The organism is Ferribacterium limneticum, from assembly GCF_020510565.1.
In the GTDB taxonomy this organism is placed as follows: Bacteria; Pseudomonadota; Gammaproteobacteria; order Burkholderiales; family Rhodocyclaceae; genus Azonexus; species Azonexus limneticus_B.
Genome location: NZ_CP075189.1, coordinates 4,069,931 through 4,089,176, shown reverse-complemented (window position 1 = coordinate 4,089,176; position 19,246 = coordinate 4,069,931). Strand labels below are relative to the sequence as shown.

General features: G+C 63.1%; 20 protein-coding genes. 8 read left to right on the top strand and 12 right to left on the bottom strand.

The features are described 5' to 3' along the window. Window position 1: 1 nt before the first annotated feature. On the bottom strand, window positions 2-1,144 hold the full coding sequence (locus KI610_RS19665; RefSeq protein WP_226496625.1) for an FIST signal transduction protein: 1,143 nt from the start codon (window positions 1,142-1,144) through the stop codon (window positions 2-4). Between the two features lie 95 nt (window positions 1,145-1,239). Between KI610_RS19665 and KI610_RS19660 the strand changes: the two genes are divergently transcribed. Further along, window positions 1,240-2,400, top strand: coding sequence for a class I SAM-dependent methyltransferase (locus tag KI610_RS19660; RefSeq protein ID WP_226496624.1), 1,161 nt, complete (start codon window positions 1,240-1,242; stop codon window positions 2,398-2,400). A gap of 4 nt (window positions 2,401-2,404) precedes the next feature. On the opposite strand, the gene KI610_RS19655 is transcribed toward KI610_RS19660, so the two are convergent. Then, the gene (locus tag KI610_RS19655) at window positions 2,405-3,379 is read right to left on the bottom strand and encodes a hypothetical protein (RefSeq protein ID WP_226496623.1); all 975 of its coding nucleotides are present in this window, start codon (window positions 3,377-3,379) and stop codon (window positions 2,405-2,407) included. Window positions 3,380-3,442: 63 nt separating this feature from the next. On the opposite strand from KI610_RS19655, the gene KI610_RS19650 reads away from it, so the two are divergent. Then, on the top strand, window positions 3,443-3,634 hold the full coding sequence (locus KI610_RS19650) for a YjfB family protein (RefSeq protein ID WP_226496622.1): 192 nt from the start codon (window positions 3,443-3,445) through the stop codon (window positions 3,632-3,634). Here KI610_RS19650 and KI610_RS19645 read toward each other — a convergent pair. Further along, the gene (locus KI610_RS19645) at window positions 3,624-4,430 is read right to left on the bottom strand and encodes an alpha/beta hydrolase (RefSeq protein WP_226496621.1); all 807 of its coding nucleotides are present in this window, start codon (window positions 4,428-4,430) and stop codon (window positions 3,624-3,626) included. The genes KI610_RS19650 and KI610_RS19645 overlap by 11 nt on opposite strands. Before the next feature lie 60 nt (window positions 4,431-4,490). Between KI610_RS19645 and KI610_RS19640 the strand changes: the two genes are divergently transcribed. Next, complete coding sequence (locus tag KI610_RS19640) at window positions 4,491-4,688, top strand: DUF2905 domain-containing protein (RefSeq protein ID WP_226496620.1); 198 nt, start codon at window positions 4,491-4,493, stop codon at window positions 4,686-4,688. On the opposite strand, the gene KI610_RS19635 is transcribed toward KI610_RS19640, so the two are convergent. The 4 genes from KI610_RS19635 to KI610_RS19620 form a co-directional block, all read right to left on the bottom strand. After that, complete coding sequence (locus tag KI610_RS19635) at window positions 4,656-5,891, bottom strand: multifunctional CCA addition/repair protein (RefSeq protein ID WP_226496619.1); 1,236 nt, start codon at window positions 5,889-5,891, stop codon at window positions 4,656-4,658. The two genes, KI610_RS19640 and KI610_RS19635, sit on opposite strands and share 33 nt — an antisense overlap. A gap of 16 nt (window positions 5,892-5,907) precedes the next feature. Next, complete coding sequence (locus KI610_RS19630) at window positions 5,908-6,870, bottom strand: complex I NDUFA9 subunit family protein (protein WP_226496618.1); 963 nt, start codon at window positions 6,868-6,870, stop codon at window positions 5,908-5,910. An 85-nt stretch (window positions 6,871-6,955) separates the two neighbouring features. Further along, on the bottom strand, window positions 6,956-9,019 hold the full coding sequence (locus tag KI610_RS19625) for a DUF1631 family protein (protein WP_226496617.1): 2,064 nt from the start codon (window positions 9,017-9,019) through the stop codon (window positions 6,956-6,958). A gap of 8 nt (window positions 9,020-9,027) precedes the next feature. Beyond that, window positions 9,028-10,959, bottom strand: coding sequence for a lytic transglycosylase domain-containing protein (locus KI610_RS19620; RefSeq protein WP_226496616.1), 1,932 nt, complete (start codon window positions 10,957-10,959; stop codon window positions 9,028-9,030). 14 nt (window positions 10,960-10,973) lie between these two features. Here KI610_RS19620 and KI610_RS19615 point away from each other — a divergent pair, with 14 nt between their 5' ends. Then, window positions 10,974-11,555, top strand: a complete 582-nt coding sequence (locus KI610_RS19615) for a 5-formyltetrahydrofolate cyclo-ligase (RefSeq protein WP_226496615.1) — start codon at window positions 10,974-10,976, stop codon at window positions 11,553-11,555. On the opposite strand, the gene KI610_RS19610 is transcribed toward KI610_RS19615, so the two are convergent. Genes KI610_RS19610 through cysK form a run of 3 tightly spaced genes read right to left on the bottom strand, consistent with a single transcriptional unit; the run spans window position 11,536 to window position 13,882 of the window. Then, window positions 11,536-11,826: a hypothetical protein gene (locus tag KI610_RS19610; RefSeq protein ID WP_226496614.1), complete on the bottom strand. Its 291-nt coding sequence runs from the start codon at window positions 11,824-11,826 to the stop codon at window positions 11,536-11,538. The genes KI610_RS19615 and KI610_RS19610 overlap by 20 nt on opposite strands. Then, window positions 11,823-12,953 (bottom strand): MalY/PatB family protein, encoded by a 1,131-nt coding sequence (locus KI610_RS19605; protein ID WP_226496613.1) that lies wholly within the window; start codon window positions 12,951-12,953, stop codon window positions 11,823-11,825. Before KI610_RS19605 ends, KI610_RS19610 begins: the two co-directional genes overlap by 4 nt. Beyond that, window positions 12,950-13,882, bottom strand: a complete 933-nt coding sequence (gene cysK / locus KI610_RS19600) for a cysteine synthase A (RefSeq protein WP_226496612.1) — start codon at window positions 13,880-13,882, stop codon at window positions 12,950-12,952. The genes KI610_RS19605 and cysK overlap by 4 nt, the downstream gene beginning before the upstream one ends. 375 nt (window positions 13,883-14,257) lie before the next feature. On the opposite strand from cysK, the gene KI610_RS19595 reads away from it, so the two are divergent. Next, window positions 14,258-14,701: a hypothetical protein gene (locus KI610_RS19595; protein ID WP_226496611.1), complete on the top strand. Its 444-nt coding sequence runs from the start codon at window positions 14,258-14,260 to the stop codon at window positions 14,699-14,701. Window positions 14,702-14,769: 68 nt separating this feature from the next. Here the strand turns inward: KI610_RS19595 and KI610_RS19590 are convergent, their stop codons facing one another. Next, complete coding sequence (locus KI610_RS19590) at window positions 14,770-15,762, bottom strand: nucleotidyltransferase family protein (RefSeq protein ID WP_226496610.1); 993 nt, start codon at window positions 15,760-15,762, stop codon at window positions 14,770-14,772. A 267-nt stretch (window positions 15,763-16,029) separates the two neighbouring features. Here KI610_RS19590 and KI610_RS19585 point away from each other — a divergent pair, with 267 nt between their 5' ends. Further along, window positions 16,030-16,731: an AzlC family ABC transporter permease gene (locus tag KI610_RS19585; RefSeq protein ID WP_226496609.1), complete on the top strand. Its 702-nt coding sequence runs from the start codon at window positions 16,030-16,032 to the stop codon at window positions 16,729-16,731. Beyond that, a complete protein-coding gene (locus tag KI610_RS19580) occupies window positions 16,728-17,054 on the top strand; it encodes an AzlD domain-containing protein (RefSeq protein ID WP_226496608.1) in 327 nt (108 codons plus the stop codon). The genes KI610_RS19585 and KI610_RS19580 overlap by 4 nt, the downstream gene beginning before the upstream one ends. Before the next feature lie 73 nt (window positions 17,055-17,127). On the opposite strand, the gene ilvA is transcribed toward KI610_RS19580, so the two are convergent. Continuing rightward, entirely contained in the window at window positions 17,128-18,660 is a 1,533-nt protein-coding gene (ilvA, locus tag KI610_RS19575; RefSeq protein WP_226496607.1) for a threonine ammonia-lyase, biosynthetic, read from the bottom strand. Window positions 18,661-18,698: 38 nt separating this feature from the next. On the opposite strand from ilvA, the gene KI610_RS19570 reads away from it, so the two are divergent. After that, a complete protein-coding gene (locus tag KI610_RS19570) occupies window positions 18,699-19,124 on the top strand; it encodes a YqaA family protein (protein ID WP_226496606.1) in 426 nt (141 codons plus the stop codon). Window positions 19,125-19,246: the final 122 nt, after the last annotated feature.

Genomic DNA, 19,246 nt, shown 5'->3' with positions numbered 1-19,246 from the left:
GTCAGGCCTCACTCAGGCAGGTGATGGTCATTGTCTGATTGTGCAATTTGCACGATGCGCCGGGTGCGAACGGGCTGATTTCTCCGTAGGAGTAGAAGCCCGTCAGTGTGCCAGCCTGGCCGAATACCTCGCCGACAGCCTCGACTTCTTCGTCAACACGGTTGCCCATGACCAGTTTTCGCCCGACGCAGCTGACCAGAATGGCCAGACTTTCGCCGCTGTTTTGCAGCATGGCGGCAGCCGCTTCCGCTGCCGATTCTGCACCGCTAACCAGTTTGTCGGTGCTGGCGTGCATCAGGCGCAAATAGCCATCCGGGTCGATCTCGCCAGCCAGGATCAGGCTGCCGCTGGCTTCGTCGATGCCGAGAATGGTGCGGATCAAACCGACCGCGCTATGGTCTTCGCCGAGCATGGCGAAGGGGAAAAGCAGCCCCGATGCCGGCAGTCCCTTGGCGTGCTCGCCCAAGTAGCGTCGGTAAATTTCGAGTGCCGGCTCGCCGTCCAGTTCATGCAGGATATTGCCGTCGCAGCGCGTCACCTTGCGGGCTGGCCCGAAAGGCTCCCAGCCACCGAAGGAGCCGTGGCCGAAGCGCAGTCCATCGCCACCCAGACCAAGTGCGACGATGTGGTCGTTGGCCACGCCGTCCGGGCCAATGGTGAATGTTTCCTTGAACGCCCCGCCGTCACCGGCCAGACCACCGGTAATCGGAATGGCGTTGCCAATTATGCTGGTAATGCCATTGACCAGGGCGCTACCGTTGATTTGTACGCCAGGCCCGAAAACGAGGACGGCTTTGAGATCGGCCGCCACAATCTGTTTGCCCAGTCTCTCGCCGGCCGCGAAGGAGTCCTCCATGCCGGCCAGCCGTGTGCTGCCCTGATTGAGGCGGGTTTGGTCGAATTTGATGGCAGTGATGGTGCAGGATCCGTCATCAACACCAGCCGACGTGATTTCGCCAGCCGTTGAACAACCGAGCAGCAAGGCTTCGGGAAATGCACGGTGGATTGACTCGTGGAATCCCGGAAAACTGAAGTGTTCGATGCTGCCGAAGATTAGCAGCAGGTCCGCCGCGGGATCTTTCAAGGTGTCCAGCGCAACAGCCAGATCGGTTGGCTTCCGATTGATTATTTGTTTGACGCGCAAGGTCAGTCTCCTCCTTTGATGCAGAATGCAAAAATAGCATAGGCTGCCGTGAAATTCGCGTAGTGGCCTTAAAATTGACACTTTTTGAACTTGCCATGAACAACCTGCCGATTCCCGCACCGGAGGCGCTTGCTCACAGTCAGCGCCTGCAGCAAACCCTTGTCGAGGAAATATCTGCTGCGGGCGGTTGGCTTTCCTTTGCCCGTTTCATGGAACAACTGCTCTACGCGCCAGGGCTAGGCTATTACGCGGCCGGAGCGCGCAAGTTCGGGGCGGCTGGCGATTTCATCACCGCCCCTGAGATGACTGCGTTATTCGGGCTGGCGCTTGCCCGGCAGGTCGCCCAAGTCATGGCTGCATCGGTTCCGGCGGTGCTTGAGGTGGGTGCCGGCTCAGGCCGTTTGGCCGCTGATTTACTGCTTGCTCTGGAGAAAGCGGAAGCATTGCCGGAGCGCTATTTCATTCTTGATTTGTCGGCCGACCTGCGCCAGCGGCAGCAGGAAACGATCGCAGCGGCCGTGCCGCATCTGCTGTCGCGGGTTGAATGGCTGGATCGCCTGCCGGAGCAGTTTTCGGGGGTTGTTGTCGCCAACGAACTGCTCGACGCCATGCCGGCGCACATCGTTGCCTGGCGAGACCAAGGGGTTTTCGAGCGCGGTGTTGTCGTCGATGAAGGCGGCAGTTTCAGGTGGAATGAGCGCCCGGCAAGCGGTGCTCTGCTCGCTGCCGCCGAGGAAATTGGCGAGCAATGCAGCCTGCCGCCGGGTTTCGAGAGCGAAATCAGCCTTGCCGCACGGGCCTGGGCGGCGGAATGGGGGCATCGCCTGAGCAAGGGGGCGCTGTTGCTGATCGACTATGGCTTCCCGCGTCGCGAGTTCTATCATCAGCAACGGGGGCGTGGAACCCTTATGTGCCATTACCGCCACCACGCGCATCCCGACCCGTTCTATTTGCCGGGTTTGCAGGACGTCACGGTCCACGTCGATTTCACGGCAATTATTGCAGCGGCCCACGCCAGCGGACTGGAATTATTGGGGTATGCCAGTCAGGGACAGTTCTTGCTCAATTGCGGGATTCTCGATTGTCTGGCCGGCATTCCGCACGCAACGCCAGAATACATCCGGGCGGCAGGCGCCGTCGGCAAGTTGCTGATGCCGCACGAAATGGGCGAGCTATTCAAGGTGATCGCCATCGGCCGCGGCCTGGACGAAGCGCTTCTCGGCTTTGCCAACGGCGACCAGAGCCGGCGTTTGTAGCTGATTAGCGCTTGGCCAGTTCGCGGAAGCGGTTGGGCTGACCGAGGATCAGGCGGCCGAAATCGTCGAGCAATGCCTGGTCGACGACTTGTGGCCGAAGGCTGTAGACGGCGCTACCCAGTCGTTCGAGATTACGCGTTTCAAGGACGATGACGCCCTTCGAAAAATCGGCCCGCCAGCGGGCGCTGACGCTGACATCGCTGCGGATTTCAAACTCGGCGCGTTCGACATAACTGCGCTCGTTTTTGAATTCCTTGTAGGTGAACGGCAGGCCGAAGTCGAAAAGCATGGCCCGGAAGCGTTCCACCGAGGGACCATCGCGTTCGATATGCAGTGTGTTGCTAGCGTTCAGGTGGTAGGAAAAGGTAACCAGTTCGACCAGCGCTCCGGCGCTTTGTGACTGGGTCCGGTAATCGGCAAAGCCTTCCTGCCAGACAAGCTGTTTCAGTTCGAACTGTTCGATCAACGGGTAATCACGCGGGATATCCGGTTTGATGATGTTGAGTTGCTGGACCAGCTCGTGCAGATAGAAAAAGAGATGCTTGAGCGCCTGATCAATGGCCTCGTTGATCGAAGTGCGTTCGGCCAGGGCGCTATGGATTTCCCGTTGCCGTACTTCGGCCCGTTGCCGTAACTGATCAAGGAAGCTGCTGCCGAGTTCGGGGGCGCTTTCTTTTTTCGCCTCTGGCTCGGGTGCCTTTGCTTGGATTGGTGGGGCTTGGACGGGTTTCGCTGCTGGTCTGGTCGGGGCAATCTCGGGAAATACCAGTGTCGGATCGGTCATGCCGGCGCCCGAGTTGGCCAGGTATTCCCTGCGGGCACGCCGTTCGGCGGCATCCAGGTCGAAGGCTTCGATGTCCGCGATCAGCGAGGCTTCCAGATCGGCAATATCCTGGCCAGTGCCCGTCTTGCGCTCACGCTTGGCGCGGATGGCTTCGAGGATGACTGACAGCGGTCCGGGTTTTTCGGAATTGCTCATTGAATTGGCAAATAGTTGGACTACAGTGGACTAATAATGTGTCCGAATTGGAGTGAGCGCAAGATGGATGTTTCTTCTGTAAGTGGTTTGACCTCTGCCATGTCGCCAGTGGAGATCAGGGATGCGGCCAATACGGCCGTTCTCAAGAAGGCGATCGACATTCAGGCACAAAATGCGGCCCAGTTGCTGGAAGCCTTGCCGCAAGTCTCGAACAACCCGCCAAACCTGGGCAACTCGGTCGACGTCAAGGTTTGATTTCGTCCAGCCAGTCACGCAAGCTGGCCGCGACGAGCGGCCATTCTTTTTCGTGGGTTACGGCATGGCCCATGTTGCGGAAAATATGGACGTGTTCGCCGTAGGTTTGTCCGGTGGTCTGGACCAGGAAGGCGGGTACCAGGACGTCGTCTTCGGCGCCGAGGATCAGCATCGGTGGGCGATGCATGGCGTAGAGGTTGGGCAGGCTGAACATCGACATGTCCCATAGCGCACGGTGCGACTCCGGCTGCATCCGGCTCAGCCAGGCGGCCAGCATGGTTTCATCGACCTCACCGGCAAACAGCGCCTCGCGCAGCGTGCCGGTATCGGTGTATTTACCATCCATGATCTGATTGATTTCCTGGAACAACTGCGGCTTATTGAACATCAGATGGAACTGGGAGGCGATCAGGCCTTGCGGCGGTACCGAGCAGATCAGGGCAACGGCCGGTGCTTCGCGATGTTCAAGATATTTCTGGACAATGAAGCCACCCATTGAATGACCGATCAGGACAGGTGTTGTGCCCAGCCAATCGACTATGGTCTTGACGTCATCGACGTAATCGCCAACCGAATGCGAGTTGATGTACTCGTGCCCCTCACTGCCGGCGTGGCCGCGCAGTGACAGGGCGTAGCAGGGGTAGCCGGCCTTGGCGAGAAAGGGCATGAAGGTTTCGGTCCACATCCAGCCGCCGGCAAAGGCGCCGTGCACGAAGAGCAGCGCCGGTTTGGTGGTCTTGCGGGAAGGCAGGCAGGAGAAGACTTCGAGGCCTTCGACGATTTGAGTTTTTAGCATGGGGCTCTGTTCAGGGTGAGGCGTGATTTAATGCGGCTTTCACCCTGCGGTGCAAGGCAAATGCTGAAGTGGATTTTGACGCTGGTGGTAGCGATTTTTTTGCTGGGCATCATCGGCCCGCATCTGGTGCGCTTCGTTCGGTTCGGCAAATTGCCGGGGGATTTCGCATTCCGCTTTCGTGGTCGAAGTTACACGTTTCCGGTGGCGACCACGATTATTTTTTCGTTATTGCTCTGGCTGCTCTCCCGAGTCATTTAACAGCAGCTTGAGCGCATTGACCCGTGCCGCGTAAATGCGCTCCGGAATTTTGGCCTTGTCGGTACAGGCCAGCGCGATTTTTCCGGCTTCGACGGCGTTGACCGCAGCCAATGCCGAGAGCAGGTAGCGTGGGCTGTCGTAGGGGCGGTTTTCCCAGCCCAGTCGGCCGGTGTAGTCGCACAGGCAGGCGTCGAGCAACTGCTGGAAACGTTCCGGCCGGCGAAAGGCATCGGTTTTTTCGAACAGCGTGACGATGGTGCTGGCCTTGAGGTCGGCGGCGCGATGAACGTTGCCGTGATAGCGGGCCATGATCAGCGCGAGATCGCGACAGTCGCTGGGCACGCGCAGGCGGGCACACAGCTTTTCGCTGAGGTTCACGCTGCGTTCCTCATGCCCGATATGGCGTGGCAGGATGTCGGCTGGCGTCGTGCCCTTGCCGAGGTCGTGGGTCAGCGCGGCAAAGCGCACCGGCAAGGCAAAGCCGCGTTTTGCCGACTGATCGACGACCATCATGGTGTGGATGCCGGTGTCGATTTCGGGGTGGTAATCGGCCCGTTGCGGCACACCGAACAGGACATCGAGTTCGGGCAGTAGTCGGGCCAGGGCGCCACAGTCGCGCAGCACTTCGAACATCCGCGACGGCCTGTCTTCCATCAAGCCCTTGGCCAGCTCCTGCCAGACGCGTTCGGCGACCAGGTGATCGACTTCGCCGCTGGCCACCATGTCGCGCATCAGCGCCAGCGTTTCCGGGGCTACCGAAAAGTCGCTGAAGCGGGCGGCAAAGCGGGCGATGCGCAGAATGCGCACGGGATCTTCGGCAAAAGCCGGGCCAACATGCCTTAGGATTTTGGCCGATAAATCCCGTTGACCGTGGAAAGGGTCGATCAGGGTGCCGTCGGCCGCTTTGGCCATGGCATTGATGGTCAGATCGCGGCGGGCGAGATCCTCTTCGAGCGTAACGTCGGGCGCGGCGTGGAACGTGAAGCCGTGGTAGCCGCGCCCGCTCTTGCGTTCGGTGCGGGCCAGCGCGTACTCCTCCTGGGTTTGCGGATGGAGGAATACCGGGAAATCCTTGCCGACCGGCCGGAAACCCTGCGTGAGCAGGAGTTCCGGGGTGGCGCCGACGATGACGTAGTCGCGGTCGGCATTCGGCCGGCCAAGCAGTTCATCGCGGACGGCGCCGCCAACGATGAAAATCTGCACAGTCGACAGCGCGGGTTCAGCGACCGGCGCGATAGCGGAAGCTGTTGAGCTTGCCCTTCGGCGTGTTGAGCGCAACGTAGGTCGGCGCGATGGCTTCGAGCGCCGTCGGGTGCCAGTTGGCCGGCTGCTTGCTGCCGGCTTCGGCCACGCTATCCTTTTCCATCGAGCGTAGGTTGTCCGGCGACAGCATCGGGCTCGGTGCCAGCCACATCAGGCCGGCCTGCAGGTAAGCCCAGCCTTCGGACAAGGGAATGATGGTGGCCGTGCTGCCGGCCAGTTCCTTGGCGTAGTCGACCAGTTCGCGCAGCGTGTAGGTCTTCGGGCCAACCAGTTCGTAGACTTGGCCGTAGGTGGCGACATCGTTCAGGCTATCGACGAAGGCATCGGCGACATCGGCAGCCCACACCGGCTGAAAGCGGGCCTGGCCGAAACCGAGCGGGAAGAACGGGACTTTTTTCAGGATGCTGGCGAACATCGACAGGAAGGAATCGCCGAGGCCGAAAATGACCGATGGACGGAAGACGGTGATGTCCAGCTCACCCTGGGCGGCGCGCACGATGGCTTCGCCGTCGCCCTTGGAGCGCAGGTATTCGGACGGGCCCTTGGGGTCGGCATTGAGGGCGCTCATGTGCACCAGACGGCGGACACCGCTGGCCTTGCAGGCGGCAACGATCTTTTTCGGCAGTTCGACGTGGGCGTTGGCGAAATCGCGGCTGTAGGGCAGGACGACATCGCGGCTGTGCAGGACGCCGACCAGGTTGATCACCGCGTCGTGGCCGCGCATCAGTTCGCTCAGGGTCTTTTCGCAGTGAATATCAGCTTCCGGCATGCTGACGCCCGGCTGCATGATGAGCGCCTTGGTGCGCTCGCGGCGACGCGTCGGGACGGTGACTTCGATACCGCGCTGCGACAGACGGTTGACGATATAGGTACCGACAAAACCGCTACCCCCCAGCAGCAAGACCTTTTTGATGTCCATTTGGAACCCCGGAAACTGAATACGTAAAACCCGGATTTTAAGGCAATTTGGCGCTTTCCGGGCAGCCCTCTGGCCGATGGCCGCTTTAGCGCCCGGCCGATTGTCGCAGGGCGACGCCGGCCGCCGTTTCGAAAAGGGTGCTGAGCGGGCTGAGGCGGGCCTCGCCATCGCGCAACTGGCGCTCGAGGATGGCTGGATGAACCGCCAGCGCCAGCCCGGATTCGGGGTTGAGCAACAACACCCGGCGGCTGGTCGGGCTGATGTGGCAGAGTCGGGCAATGGCCTGGGTGCCGTCGGCCAGCGGGATTTCCAGCCAGTCGCCCTCCCCGACCGGCAGCGCGCGGGAAGGCGCCGGACGATAGTCGGCAAAATCCAGCGTGGCCAGAACCCGCTGGTCCACCTCCAGCTTGCTGCTGACCGGCGTGCCCGCCGGGGCCGAAACGCCGCTCGGGAAAAGTTCGGCTGCGGGGGCCTCGGGAGCGGCTGCGGTTGGCATGGCACGGAGTGCCCTGGTCTGCAGTTCGAAACATTCGTCGAGGAAGGCGGACTCTGCTTCGGTCGACAACCCGATGCGCGCCATTCCGGCGCGCAGGCGTTTGAGGATCTCGGGCAGGCGGCGGGCCAGGGTCTTGCGCTCATCGGGATCGGCCTTGGGCTGGACGGTCCACAGCAGGTCATCGATGACGGCCAGTCCTTCCTGCCAGGCGGCGCCCTGTTCGCCCTCTTCCAGCCAGATTGTCTGGAGCAGGCGGCTCCATGAATGCTCGAGAAAAGTGCGGATGGCGGCCGGCGGGTTGGTCGCGATGAATTTTTCGAGGGCCAGGCGGACGGCCTGGGTTGCCTCGTCCTTGCGGTCAAGCTGCTCGATCAGGGGAAGATAGGGCGTTGTCGCCGCAGCAAAGCTGGCATTGCGTTCGGCCAGCAGTGCGTCAAGTTCGCTCAGCGCAGTCGTGAAGGCATTCTGGTCCGCTTCACTGCGCAATCGGGTGGCGATGTCGAATAGGCGCGCGCAGACCGGGTGGCGGGCCGGCACATCGGTCGGCAGGCCGAGCACGGCCAGCCCCATGCGGTCGATGACCAGTCGTGCCGGGTGCTGGGCATCGGCAAACAGCGAACTGTCCTTCATCGCGACCTTGAGGAGCGTGATCTGCAGGCTCGAGATGACGGCCTTGAGGGCATCCGGCAGGGCCGGATTGGCGAAGATGGCCTCGAAGATCATGGCCAGCGTGTCGATGGCCAGGCCCTCATTGGCCGTGGTCGGAATGCCGAGCTGGGCAGATTTGAGAACCTTTGGCTGGCTGGAGAAGTCGCCATCGGGTGTAAACAGGGCCGGGATCATGCCGCCCCCCGTCTGGGTGGGCGCGAACTTTTGCTCGAAGGCGCCCCGGCGATCGAGTTCGTTGAGTCGCTCGATCAGGCGTTCGAGGGTGGCCTGGTTGAGCAGCGAGGCGGCGGCGCCGCCGCCTGCCGGTGCCGGCGGCAATTCGGCCGCGCCGGGCAGGCTGGCGAGCAGTCTTTGTTGCAGGGCAAGCAGGGCATTGGCCGGAGCGGCCGGCGATTCGGCGCTCACCGGTCCTTCCGGGCTGCCGATGATGCCCGGCTGGGCGGCCTCGACACCGCCACGATCCATGAAGTCGTTGATTTCGGCGTAGAGCGCCGGCAGTCCCTCGAGCAGACAGGCTTCGATGCGGTCGAGCAATTCCAGCTTCTTGTCGATGGCGAAGGCGCCGGCCGCATCGAACATGGTGGTGAGGCCCTGGGCGATGCCTTTCGGCCCGATCGGGTTGGCGCTTTTCGGCAGGTCGGGGCGCCTGAGCAGGGTGACGAAGCGCAGATGGGTTTTCCACAGGCTGCCGCCGGTGGATTGGAACAGGCGGGCGCTCATGTTGTCGAGGCGGATGCCCAGTTCGAGATCCTCTTCGCCGACCAGGGTGATGCGCGACGAGGTCAGTCCATCAACTTCTTCGGCGAAGGTGCCGCGCCGGTTGGTCGAGGCCATTTCGTCGAAATAGGTGCCGGCACCGGCCTGGATGGCCTGGATGGCGGGGGCGGAGAGCAGGCTGCTGTCCTGCAGCAAGGCGCCGAGGTGCTTGAGGAAAAGAGCCCGGGTATCGCTCAGGAGATGGAATGAGTCGGACTGCACCGCCATGTTTATTCCTAGGGGAGGTCTGCGTCTTTCATGCCTTCGGCGGTTTTGGCACCAACCACGCCGAGGCGAGTTTTCAGGGAATCGCTCTTGCCGTTGAACTGGGCCGAATAATAAACCGCGTTGCTCATGACTTTCTTGACGTAGTCGCGTGTCTCGCTGAACGGGATGGTTTCGGCGTAGATGGCGCCTTCGAGCGGCCGGTCGGCGCGCCATTTCTTGGCCCGGCCGGGGCCGGCGTTGTAGGCGGCGGAAGCGAGGACCGGGTGGTTGTCGAGGTTTTCCATGACCAGGCGCATGTAGCTGGTGCCGAGCAGGACATTGGTTTCTGTGTCGTTGACGCGGCCGTGGCTGAAATCGCGCAGGCCGATCTTTTTGGCGACCCATTTGGCGGTGGCCGGCATGAGCTGCATCAGGCCGGAGGCGCCGACATTCGACTTGGCGTTGGTGATGAAGCGGCTTTCCTGGCGCATTAGGCCATACACCCAGGCGTCGTCGAGCGACTGGTTCTGGGCGGCCGGGCGCACCGTTTCACCGTAGGGAGCGAGGAAACGCAGGGAAAAATCGTGTTCGTTGCGGGTCTTGTCGGCCGTGTTGATGGCGCGGTCCCAGATCTGGTTGCGCTTGGCCAGATTGGCCGCGGCGAGCAGCTCGCGGTCGTCCATGCCGCGCAGGGCCCAGTTCCATTCCTTGACCGCCTCGGTGCGCAGGTCGAGGCGGAAGAAGGCCATAGCGCGGCGGATGCCCGGGTTGTCGATGGCGGCCCTGGTTTCCTCGGCAGTCGTCGCCTTGGCCTTGGGCGGCAGCGTGATCTTGCGCTCGAGTTCCTCGTCGGCCAGGTTGCCGTAGAAATTGGGCTGGCCAGCGATCCTGTCGAACAGCGCGTCGGCTTCCGTCGTGCGGCCGCCGGATTTGAGGGCGCGGCCGAGCCAGTAGACCCACTCCGGCCTGGCGGCGAGTTCGGCCGACATGGCCTGGATGGCGTCGCGGACGACACCCCACTCCTGGGCGCGCAGGGCGGCGCGGACCTTCCACTGGGCGCCCTCATCGGACAACGGCGCCTTGCCGGCATTGGCGTACCAGTCGACTGTCTCGGGCAGGTGCTTCTTGGCGCCTTGCAGGGCGATCTGGGTCCACGCCCACTGGCGTTCGGAATCCTGCAGTTTTCCTTTGATCTTTTCCAGTTCGTCGGCGGCGACGCGCGGGTCATTGGCGGCGAGGCGCGAGATGGCGAAAGCGGCGAGTTCGCGCCCGGCCCGGCTGGCCGACCAGTTGCCCGGCTGGCGGACGAGGTAGCTCATGGCGCTGTTGATCGCGCTGTCGAAAGCCTTGCTGTCCGGCATCTGGCTTTCGGGCAGGTAATTGAGCGTGGTCTTGGCCCACCCCGGGCGATTGGCTTCGACCTGGCGGCGGGCGCGCGCCCAGACGTCGTCGGCCGTCTTGCGCTGGTTGGTGACGAGGGCGTCGAGCACGGGCCGGCAGGGCTCCGGTGGTTCGAGCTGGCTCAGCCACTGTTTTTCGGCTTCGGCCAGCACGCTCTGGTCGAAGCGGGCGAGCCGGGCTTGCTGGCTGTAGCAGATGACATCCGGTTCAGGGGCGAGCATTTTGGGGAATTCGGCGTCCACCTCGTTCCACGTCAGGCGCTTGCCGAGCCAGCGTATCCAGTCGGCGCGCAGCTTTTCGGCGACGTAGCTGCCTTCGTTGCGTTGCAGGAAGTCGCGCAGGTTGTTCGGGTCGCCCTGTTCCATCCACATGCGTAGCCGGTAACTCTCGACGTACACGGCCAGTTCATGGTTGCCGAGCTGGCTGCTGGCCCGTTCCAGCTTGGTGATGTTGCCGGCCCGGAAAGCATCGCGGGCGGTCAGGAAAGCGGTGTCGCCATTGCTCTGGGCAAGGACGGAAAACGGGAGGGCGAGGCCGATGAGGATGAGGCGAAACTTCATGCTAGATTAGTGCCATGGTTGAACCGAACGAGGATAACACGGCCTGGCGCCGGGCATTGCGACGCGACATGGTGGCGCGACGTGCGGCGCTGGGCGAGGCGGAGCATGCCGGACTCTCGGCGCGCATTGTCGAACACTTGCTGGCCGCCTTGCCGGTGCCGCGCATCGTCGCCTTTTGCTGGCCGATCAAGCACGAGCCGGATGTGCGGACAGTGGTTGAACGGTGGGCGGCGCTCGGGGCGCAGGCAGCCCTGCCGGTCGTCGTTGCCGAGGATGCGCCGCTGGCCTTTCGCCTGTGGACGGATGAAACGCCGCTGGAGCCGGATCGGTACGGGATTCCGACGCCGGTGGCCGGCGATTTCGTGCGGCCTGACCTGATTTTGCTACCGCTCAACGGTTTTGATGCTGCCGGTTATCGGCTGGGTTACGGCGGCGGCTATTTCGACCGGACGCTGGCGGCGCTCTCCCCTCGCCCACTGGCCGTTGGCGTTGGCTTCGAGATCAACCGGCTGGACAGCATCCGGCCGGAAAACCACGATCAGCGACTCGACTGGATCGTCACCGAGGCCGGCAGCTTCAAAATTTCAGCCGCCTGAGCTGCCACACGGCGAAGCTCGTCGCCAGCCCGGCGAGCATGACCAGCGTGGCCTGGCGGAAATCGTAAAGTCCCGTTTGCAGGGCGAGGTTGAGCGTGTAGCTGTGGTGCAGCGCGAGGAGCAGTGTGCCGATGCTAACTGCGACCCACAGGCGCCAGCGTTCGCGTGGCAGATCGCGCTGCAGCGATGACTTCAGGGCAAAAGCGCCGATCAGCGCCTGGCTCAGAGCGGCGATGAAGAGGAAATAGAGGCTCAGAAGGTAGGTGTTCATGCGGCCCGGCAGGCGGTGGTGAATCGCTTGAGCGCTTCTTCCAGCGTGCTGCGCGGGCAGCCGAAATTGAGCCGTAGCCAGCCCGGTGCGCCGAAATCGGCGCCGTCGGAAAGGCCGAGGCCATGCGCTTCGAAATGCGCGGCCGGCTTGGCCAGCCCGAGTTCGCGGACGTCGATCCAGGCCAGGTAAGTGGCTTCGACCGATTTCATTTTTGCCCCTTTTTCCCAGTTGACCGTAGCAATCACCAAATCGCGGTTGGCGCGCAGGTAGGTGATCAATTCACGATGCCAGTCGCCGCTGTCGCGGTAGGCCGCTTCGCAGGCAGCCAGCCCGAGGACATTCACATGCGGGACGATGCCGTGCATGGCGTGCTCGAAGCGGCGGCGCAGGCTGGTGTCGGGAATGACCGCGAAAGCGCAGCCGAGGCCGGGGATGTTGAAGGTTTTCGACGGCGCCATGAGCGTGATGCTGCGTTTGGCGGCCTCCGGCGACAGGCTGGCGAACGGGATGTGGCGCTTGTCGACGTCGAGGATCAGGCCGCAGTGGATTTCGTCGGAGCAGACGATGAAATCATTGGCTTCGGCCAGCGCGGCCAGTTCGAGCAGTTCATCGCGGCTCCAGCAGCGGCCGACCGGGTTGTGCGGGTGACAGAGCAGGAACAGCTCGGTAGCTGGCGTCAGCGCGGCTTGCAAGGCGGCTTGGTCAAAACGCCAGCCGTCGTCGGTGCAGGCCAGTTCGGCGCGATTAAGTTTGCGGCCGGAGAAATGCGGGGCGGAGAGGAAAGGCGGATAGATCGGCGTCGCCGTCAATACCTCGCCATCGACGGCCCGGCAGGCGACGTTGAGCCCGGTGACCAGCCCCGGCAACCAGACGATCCATTCGGCTTCAATTCGCCACTGGTATTCGCTTTCAAGGTGAGCGAGTACTGACTCCGTGAGCGAAGGCCACGGTCCGCCATAGCCGAAAACACCGTGCTCGATGCGCCGGTGCAGGGTCTCGATAACGGCCGGCGGCGCGGCGAAATCCATGTCCGCGACCCATAGTGGCAGGACATCGCGGCCGGCGTACTTGCTCCATTTGATGGAGTCGGAGTTGCGCCGGTCGATCGGCTGGTCGAACGGGCTCAAACTTCGAGGTGCTGAAAGAGCACGGTCGACAGGTAGCGTTCGCCGCAGGACGGAATGATGACGACGATGTTCTTGCCGGCGTTCTCCGGGCGTTTGGCGACTTCGACCGCGGCCCAGCTAGCGGCGCCCGACGAAATGCCGACGAGCAGCCCTTCTTCGGTCGCCATGCGGCGGGCCATGGTCAGCGCGTCGTCGTTCTTGACGCGGATCACCTCGTCGTAGATGGCCGTATTGAGCACGGCCGGGACGAAGCCGGCACCGATACCCTGAATCGGGTGCGGGCCTTTGGCGCCACCGGACAGTACCGGCGAAGCGTCGGGTTCGATGGCGATGATCTGCACCTTCGGATTCATTGCCTTGAGCGCCTCGCCAACCCCGGTCACGGTGCCGCCAGTGCCGACGCCAGCGATGAAGATGTCGACCAGCCCGGCCGTGTCGCGCCAGATTTCCTGGGCGGTGGTGTTGCGGTGCACGGCCGGGTTGGCCGGGTTTTCAAATTGCTGCGGGATGAAATAGCGGCTGTCGGCGGCGGCCAGTTCGGTCGCCTTGTTGATGGCGCCACCCATGCCATCCGGTCCGGGGGTCAGGATCAGCTCGGCGCCGTAGGCCTTGAGCAGCAGCTTGCGTTCGCGGCTCATCGTTTCCGGCATCGTGAAAGCGCATTTGATGCCGCGCGCCGCGCAGACCATGGCCAGGCCGATGCCGGTGTTGCCAGAGGTCGGCTCGAGGACGACGGTGTCCGGGCCGATCTTGCCGGCGGCCTGGGCGGCGTCGAGCATGGCCACCGCGATGCGGTCCTTGACGCTGCTGCCCGGGTTGAAGAATTCCAGCTTGGCGAGCACCGTCGCGGCGCAGCCGGCGGTAACGCGGTTGAGACGAACCAGCGGCGTATTGCCGACCAGTTCAGTGACATCGTTGGCGATTTTCATGGCAAGGCTCCGGATGGGGATGAGTGATTGTAGGCGACTCTGCGCCTGTCGTGGGTGGGGCGGCAGTCGGCTACGGGCGCCGCATAGGCAACCGCGGCCAGAGATAACCCAAAACTCACGTGCTTTCCGACGGTCAACCGGGAAATTCGGCCAAAAATGAAATGCGCGGGTGACGGGCGAGGCACCGGAAAAGCGCTTCGCACGCCTCGCATGGGCGGGAGTGGCGCTGGTGCAATAGCCGCATATGACCTTTGTCGGATTGACGGATGAATATTGCGATGACATTCTGGTCATCCACGGCACGCGGTATTTCAGGGAGCAGTGCCGGATAGGTCATACCGCTTGCCGGATGGCCCGGGCCAAAGGAGTCCAGACATGCGCATCCTTCTCGCCGCAATTTTTTCTGTTTGCATGCTGGGTCAGGCACAAGCAGCGCCCCCGGCCTACGATCTCTACCTGCTGGCCTGCGACGGACAGACCGATTGCCGTCGTGTCGCCACCTTGGTACTCGGTGCCGACGGGCAAAAGAATGAATACCCGACCCCTGGTATCAATGTCCGGATCGATCAGCTATCGACCCTGCCCCAAGGCGCCGTGATCCGCATGGCCCTGACCCTCAACCCGGCGCAGATCGACGCCGCCGGCAACCCGGGCAGTCCCGGCAAAGGCGGCCAGGTCAGCATCGAAGTCGATTCGACCATCCTGCGCCAGGACTACTACAGCTCGCTCGTCGTTTTTTCGACCACCGGCAAGGTCTATCAGCTCTGGGGGCGGCAGGTCGGCGCCCCGGCAGCGGCGAAGAGCTTGGCGTTGCGCTAGAACGCCAAGCTCAGTCCTGCCGTTCGGCAATGCCAGCCCGCCCGCGCGCGACCTGGTGGGGGGGAATCTCAGGGCGATGGGCCGCTCAGGCAGTCGGCGAGCAGATCCTGCAAATCCGGGTGAGCGGCGGCGCTGCTCAGCAGTATGTCGCGCTGCGGGCGAATGGGCTCGGTGATGGCAGACGGTGCGGCTTCCCAGGCGGTGAGCATGGCCCAGGGGTCTTGCGCGAGCAGGGCGGCGGCGAGGCTGAGCGCCAGGCGGCGTTCGCTGTCTTGGCTGGTGCCGAGTTGGTGCCAGACGAGCCGGGCCGCCTGCGGCAGGCGGACGGGGATGCAATGGCCGCCGGCGAGCAGCACGCCGGGCACGGGGGCGGCAGTCAGGTAGTCGTGATCGGGGATGGTCGTGGCCAGCCAGGCCAGGGCTGAATCGGAGGTGTTGGCGTGATCGCCGACGAGGAGGCCGGCCGGAATGGGGCTGAGACCGGGAAGCGCAATTGCGGCGTGGCAGGCTGACGGCGTGGATGACTCGCTGCCGGCGACCAGCGGCAGCTTGGCGGCGACGGCTAGGCTGAAGAAGTTGGCTGGCGCGAGCAGGTCGAGGCGGGCCGTAGCCGCGCTACCCGCCGGCAGGCGAACGCGGGCGCCGAGCTCGTTGAGCCAGGCCATGCAGGCGAGCCGGCCGGCGAGCAGCAGCCCGGCTTCGAAGGCGCCGAGGTTGTGCAGTTCGACCAGGGCGCGGGCGGTGGCCTTGTCGGCGACTTGAAAGCCGAGTTTGCGCAGCATGCCGACCTGGCGGGCGGTTGATTCGGCGAAGCCCATCTGCGTCCGCATGGCGTTTTCGGCGGTGCTATCACCTTCGCGCCCGACCAGCGTTTCGGCCTGCTTGCCGGGCACCGGATAATAGACCCGGTACCAGTAGGCGTAGCCGGTGCCTCGGCGTAGTTGCAAGGTGCCCGGAGTGCCGGGCAGCAAGGCGCCGGCGGTGAGCGACTGCTCTCTAAGTGCAGCGTATTGCTGGCGGAAAGCGGGCTGGTTCTGGCGATAGAGCGCCGGGGTTTTCATGGCTTACCCAATAAATACAAATATTGTTGGGTAAGTGTAGCGTGGTTGAGATTAATTACCCAATAAATTTTTCAGCTATGGGGTAAATTTGAGGTTAAAAGGTGGGTTTGCCACGGTCAACCGGAAAAACTAGCCAAAATTGAAATGGCTGACCGGGTTGGCATGGGCTTTTCCTCGCACAATCAGTTTCCTGAATTTCAGCCCGAATGAGCGCCTTGGTTGCGATGGATTAGGATGGCGGCTTTGCCGATTTCTCTGCCTGACCCGATGTTTGACCATTCTCCCCGCGCCGAATTTCTTGGCGGCGTTCGTGCCGAGTTGCCATTGCTGCTTGGCGTCGTGCCGTTCGGGCTGATTTTTGGAGTGCTCGGGCTGGCGGCGGGGTTGCCGGGATGGGCGGTGGTATTGAGCTCGTCGCTGATTTTTGCCGGCTCGTCGCAGGTGGTCTTCGCCCAGTTGTGGGGCGGAGCAACGCCGCCGCCGGTGATGGTGGCGACGGTCGGCGTGGTCAATCTGCGCCACCTGCTGTACAGCGCGGCGGTGGCTGAATATTTGCGCGACCTGCCGTGGCGCTGGAGGTTGTTGCTGGCCTACCTGCTGACTGACGAGGCGTTTGCTGCGGCGATCGGCCGCCTGCGCGACGGTCCGGCGACGGCGCATCGGCATTTCTTTCTGCTCGGTACCGGCTTCACGCTGTGGGCTGGCTGGCAGCTTTCCACGCTGGCCGGGGTGCTGCTCGGGACGGCGATTCCCGAGAGCTGGTCGCTGGATTTTTCGATTGCGCTGACCTTCATCGCCCTGCTCGTGCTTTCCGTAAATAAGCGTAGCGATGCGTGGGCTGCGATTGTCGCAGCGGCCGTCGTCCTGCCGGCACTGGCCTTGCCGCACAAGTCGGGCATGCTGGTGGCGGCTGGCGTGGGCGTCGCGGTTGGGCTGCTCATGGCGCGCTTCGACGGGAAAAAGCCATGAGCACGACAGCGCTGTTGCTGACCATGGCGGCCTGCGGGCTGGTCACCTTCCTGATCCGCCTGTCGTTCATCGCCTTCGGCCGCCACTTGCCGGACGATCCGCGCCTTTCGGCCGTGCTGCGCTACGTCCCGCCAGCGATTCTGGGCGCCCTGATCGCACCGGAAATTTTCATGGTCGGCGGCAGCCTGAATGCGACGCCGGATAACCCGCGTCTGTGGGCGGCGTTGATCGCGCTACTGGTCGCCCGGATGACGGGCAGCGTACTGGCAACGATTGCGGCCGGCATGGCGGCCTTGTGGGTTGTTCAAGCCTGGTTCGCTTGAGGGGCTGGCAGCCGGGATTCCGATTTTGGCCGTTTTTTCCGGTTGACCGTGGCAGTCAACCGGATCGAATTCATCAGCCCAAAAACAGCTTATAAGCCGGATTCTGGCTCTCGTCCCAGTGCGCGTAGCCGAGCTTCTGCAGGAATTCCTTGAATTTCCCCATGTCGCCCGGCGGCACCTGCATGCCGACCAGCACGCGGCCGTAGTCGGCGCCGTGGTTGCGGTAGTGGAAGAGGCTGATGTTCCAGCCGGCGCTCATCTGGGTCAGGAAATTCATCAACGCGCCCGGTTTTTCGGGGAATTCGAAGCGGTAGAGCAGTTCGTGCATGCCCTTTTCGCAGACCGCCGGGGCGTGGCCGCCGACCATGTGACGGATATGGTTCTTGGCCATTTCGTCGTCAGTCAGGTCGAGCGTCGGGTAGCCGTGCTTCTGCAGGCTGTCGACGAGTTTGAGCGATTCCTTGCGCTCGCTGACCTGCACGCCGACGAAGACATGGGCTTCGCTGGCGGTGTGGTAGCGGTAGTTGAATTCGGTGACGTTGCGTTTGCCAATCAGGGCCAGGAATTTTTTGTAGGCGCCCGGCTTCTCGGGCAGCGTTACGGCGAAGACCGCTTCACGCTGCTCGCCGAACTCGGCGCGCTCGGCGACGAAGCGCAGGCGATCGAAATTCATGTTGGCGCCGGAAGTCACGGCGATCAGGTTCTTGTCCTTGAGCTTGTGCTGGCGGGCGTATTCCTTAGCGCCGGCGACGGCCAGCGCACCGGCCGGTTCGAGAATCGAACGGGTGTCCTCGAAAACGTCCTTGATGGCGGCGCAGATGGCGTCGGTGTCGACGAGGATGACCTCATCGAGGTATTCCTTGCACAGGCGGAAGGTTTCCTCGCCAACCAGCTTGACGGCGGTGCCGTCGGCGAACAAGCCAACCTGATCGAGGCGAACGCGCTTGCCGGCGGCCAGCGACTGCTTCATCGCGTCGGCGTCGAAGGTTTCAACGCCGATGACCTTGATTTCCGGACGCAGGCGCTTGATGTAGGCTGCGACCCCGGCCGCGAGCCCGCCGCCGCCGATGGCGCAGAAGACAGCGGTGATCGGGCCATTGTGGCGCGAGTGCTGACGGAGGATTTCCATGGCGACGGTGCCCTGCCCGGCGATCACTTCGGGATCGTCGAAGGGGTGCACGAAGGTCAGCTTCTCGGTTTTTTCGAGTTCGACGGCGTGGGCGTAGGCTTCGTCGAAGGAATCGCCATGCAGCACCACTTCGCCGCCACGCGAGCGGACGGCATCGATCTTGATGCCCGGCGTCGAGGTCGGCATGACGATGACCGCCCGGCAACCGAGTTTTTTGGCCGACAGCGCCACGCCCTGGGCATGATTGCCGGCCGAGGCGCAGATGACGCCGCGCTTGAGTTTTTCGGCCGAGAGGCTGGCGATCTTGTTGTAGGCGCCGCGCAGTTTGAAGGAAAACACCGGCTGCATGTCTTCACGCTTGAGAATGATCTTGTTGCCGACCCGGGCGGAAAGGTTGCTGGCCAAGTCGAGTGGCGTTTCGACGGCCACGTCATAAACCTGTGCGTTGAGAACTTTTTCGAGATAATCCGGGTGCATTGGGCGCAACTCATTAAGGCAAAAGGGAGATTCTACGGGTGGAGTGGCTAAACGTCACGGCGGAAAGCGGCCTCTGGGGCCTGCTGGCGGCCAGTTTTCTCTCGGCGACGGTGCTGCCCGGTGGTTCCGAGGCGTTGCTGTGGGGCTTTTTGCGCCAGCATCCGGCTGAATACGGACCGGCGCTGGCCCTCGCCACGCTGGGCAACACGGCCGGCGGCATGACTTCCTGGTGGTGCGGCCGCTATCTGCCGCGCTGGCAGAAATTCGAAAACCTGCCGCAGCGCGACAAGCTCGAACGCTGGGGCAGCCCGGCTCTGCTGCTCGCCTGGGCACCGATGATCGGCGACGCGCTGTGTCTTGCCGCCGGCTGGCTGCGTTTGCACTGGCTGCCCTGCTGTCTGTTCATGGCCATCGGCAAGCTCGCGCGCTATTGGCTGGTCGCCCAGACGGCCGTGAGTTCCTGATGCCCACCGTTATCCCTTTCTGGGAAGCATTCCGCTTCTGGCTCAAGCTTGGTTTCATCCGCTTCGGCGGCCCGGCCCGGCCGGCATCGCGCTGTTTCGTTACCGGGCCAAGGTAATCCTGG

Bases quoted from the DNA above. Each gene is read 5' to 3' on its own strand.
- KI610_RS19585 (WP_226496609.1), top strand. From the start codon at position 16,030: ATGTTTGACCATTCTCCCCGCGCCGAATTTCTTGGCGGCGTTCGTGCC.
- ilvA (WP_226496607.1), bottom strand. From the start codon at position 18,660: ATGCACCCGGATTATCTCGAAAAAGTTCTCAACGCACAGGTTTATGAC.
- KI610_RS19640 (WP_226496620.1), top strand. From the start codon at position 4,491: ATGCTGAAGTGGATTTTGACGCTGGTGGTAGCGATTTTTTTGCTGGGC.
- KI610_RS19660 (WP_226496624.1), top strand. From the start codon at position 1,240: ATGAACAACCTGCCGATTCCCGCACCGGAGGCGCTTGCTCACAGTCAG.
- KI610_RS19615 (WP_226496615.1), top strand. From the start codon at position 10,974: ATGGTTGAACCGAACGAGGATAACACGGCCTGGCGCCGGGCATTGCGA.
- KI610_RS19580 (WP_226496608.1), top strand. From the start codon at position 16,728: ATGAGCACGACAGCGCTGTTGCTGACCATGGCGGCCTGCGGGCTGGTC.
- KI610_RS19625 (WP_226496617.1), bottom strand. From the start codon at position 9,019: ATGGCGGTGCAGTCCGACTCATTCCATCTCCTGAGCGATACCCGGGCT.
- KI610_RS19610 (WP_226496614.1), bottom strand. From the start codon at position 11,826: ATGAACACCTACCTTCTGAGCCTCTATTTCCTCTTCATCGCCGCTCTG.
- KI610_RS19655 (WP_226496623.1), bottom strand. From the start codon at position 3,379: ATGAGCAATTCCGAAAAACCCGGACCGCTGTCAGTCATCCTCGAAGCC.
- KI610_RS19630 (WP_226496618.1), bottom strand. From the start codon at position 6,870: ATGGACATCAAAAAGGTCTTGCTGCTGGGGGGTAGCGGTTTTGTCGGT.
- KI610_RS19650 (WP_226496622.1), top strand. From the start codon at position 3,443: ATGGATGTTTCTTCTGTAAGTGGTTTGACCTCTGCCATGTCGCCAGTG.
- KI610_RS19620 (WP_226496616.1), bottom strand. From the start codon at position 10,959: ATGAAGTTTCGCCTCATCCTCATCGGCCTCGCCCTCCCGTTTTCCGTC.
- KI610_RS19595 (WP_226496611.1), top strand. From the start codon at position 14,258: ATGCGCATCCTTCTCGCCGCAATTTTTTCTGTTTGCATGCTGGGTCAG.
- KI610_RS19590 (WP_226496610.1), bottom strand. From the start codon at position 15,762: ATGAAAACCCCGGCGCTCTATCGCCAGAACCAGCCCGCTTTCCGCCAG.
- KI610_RS19645 (WP_226496621.1), bottom strand. From the start codon at position 4,430: ATGCTAAAAACTCAAATCGTCGAAGGCCTCGAAGTCTTCTCCTGCCTG.
- cysK (WP_226496612.1), bottom strand. From the start codon at position 13,882: ATGAAAATCGCCAACGATGTCACTGAACTGGTCGGCAATACGCCGCTG.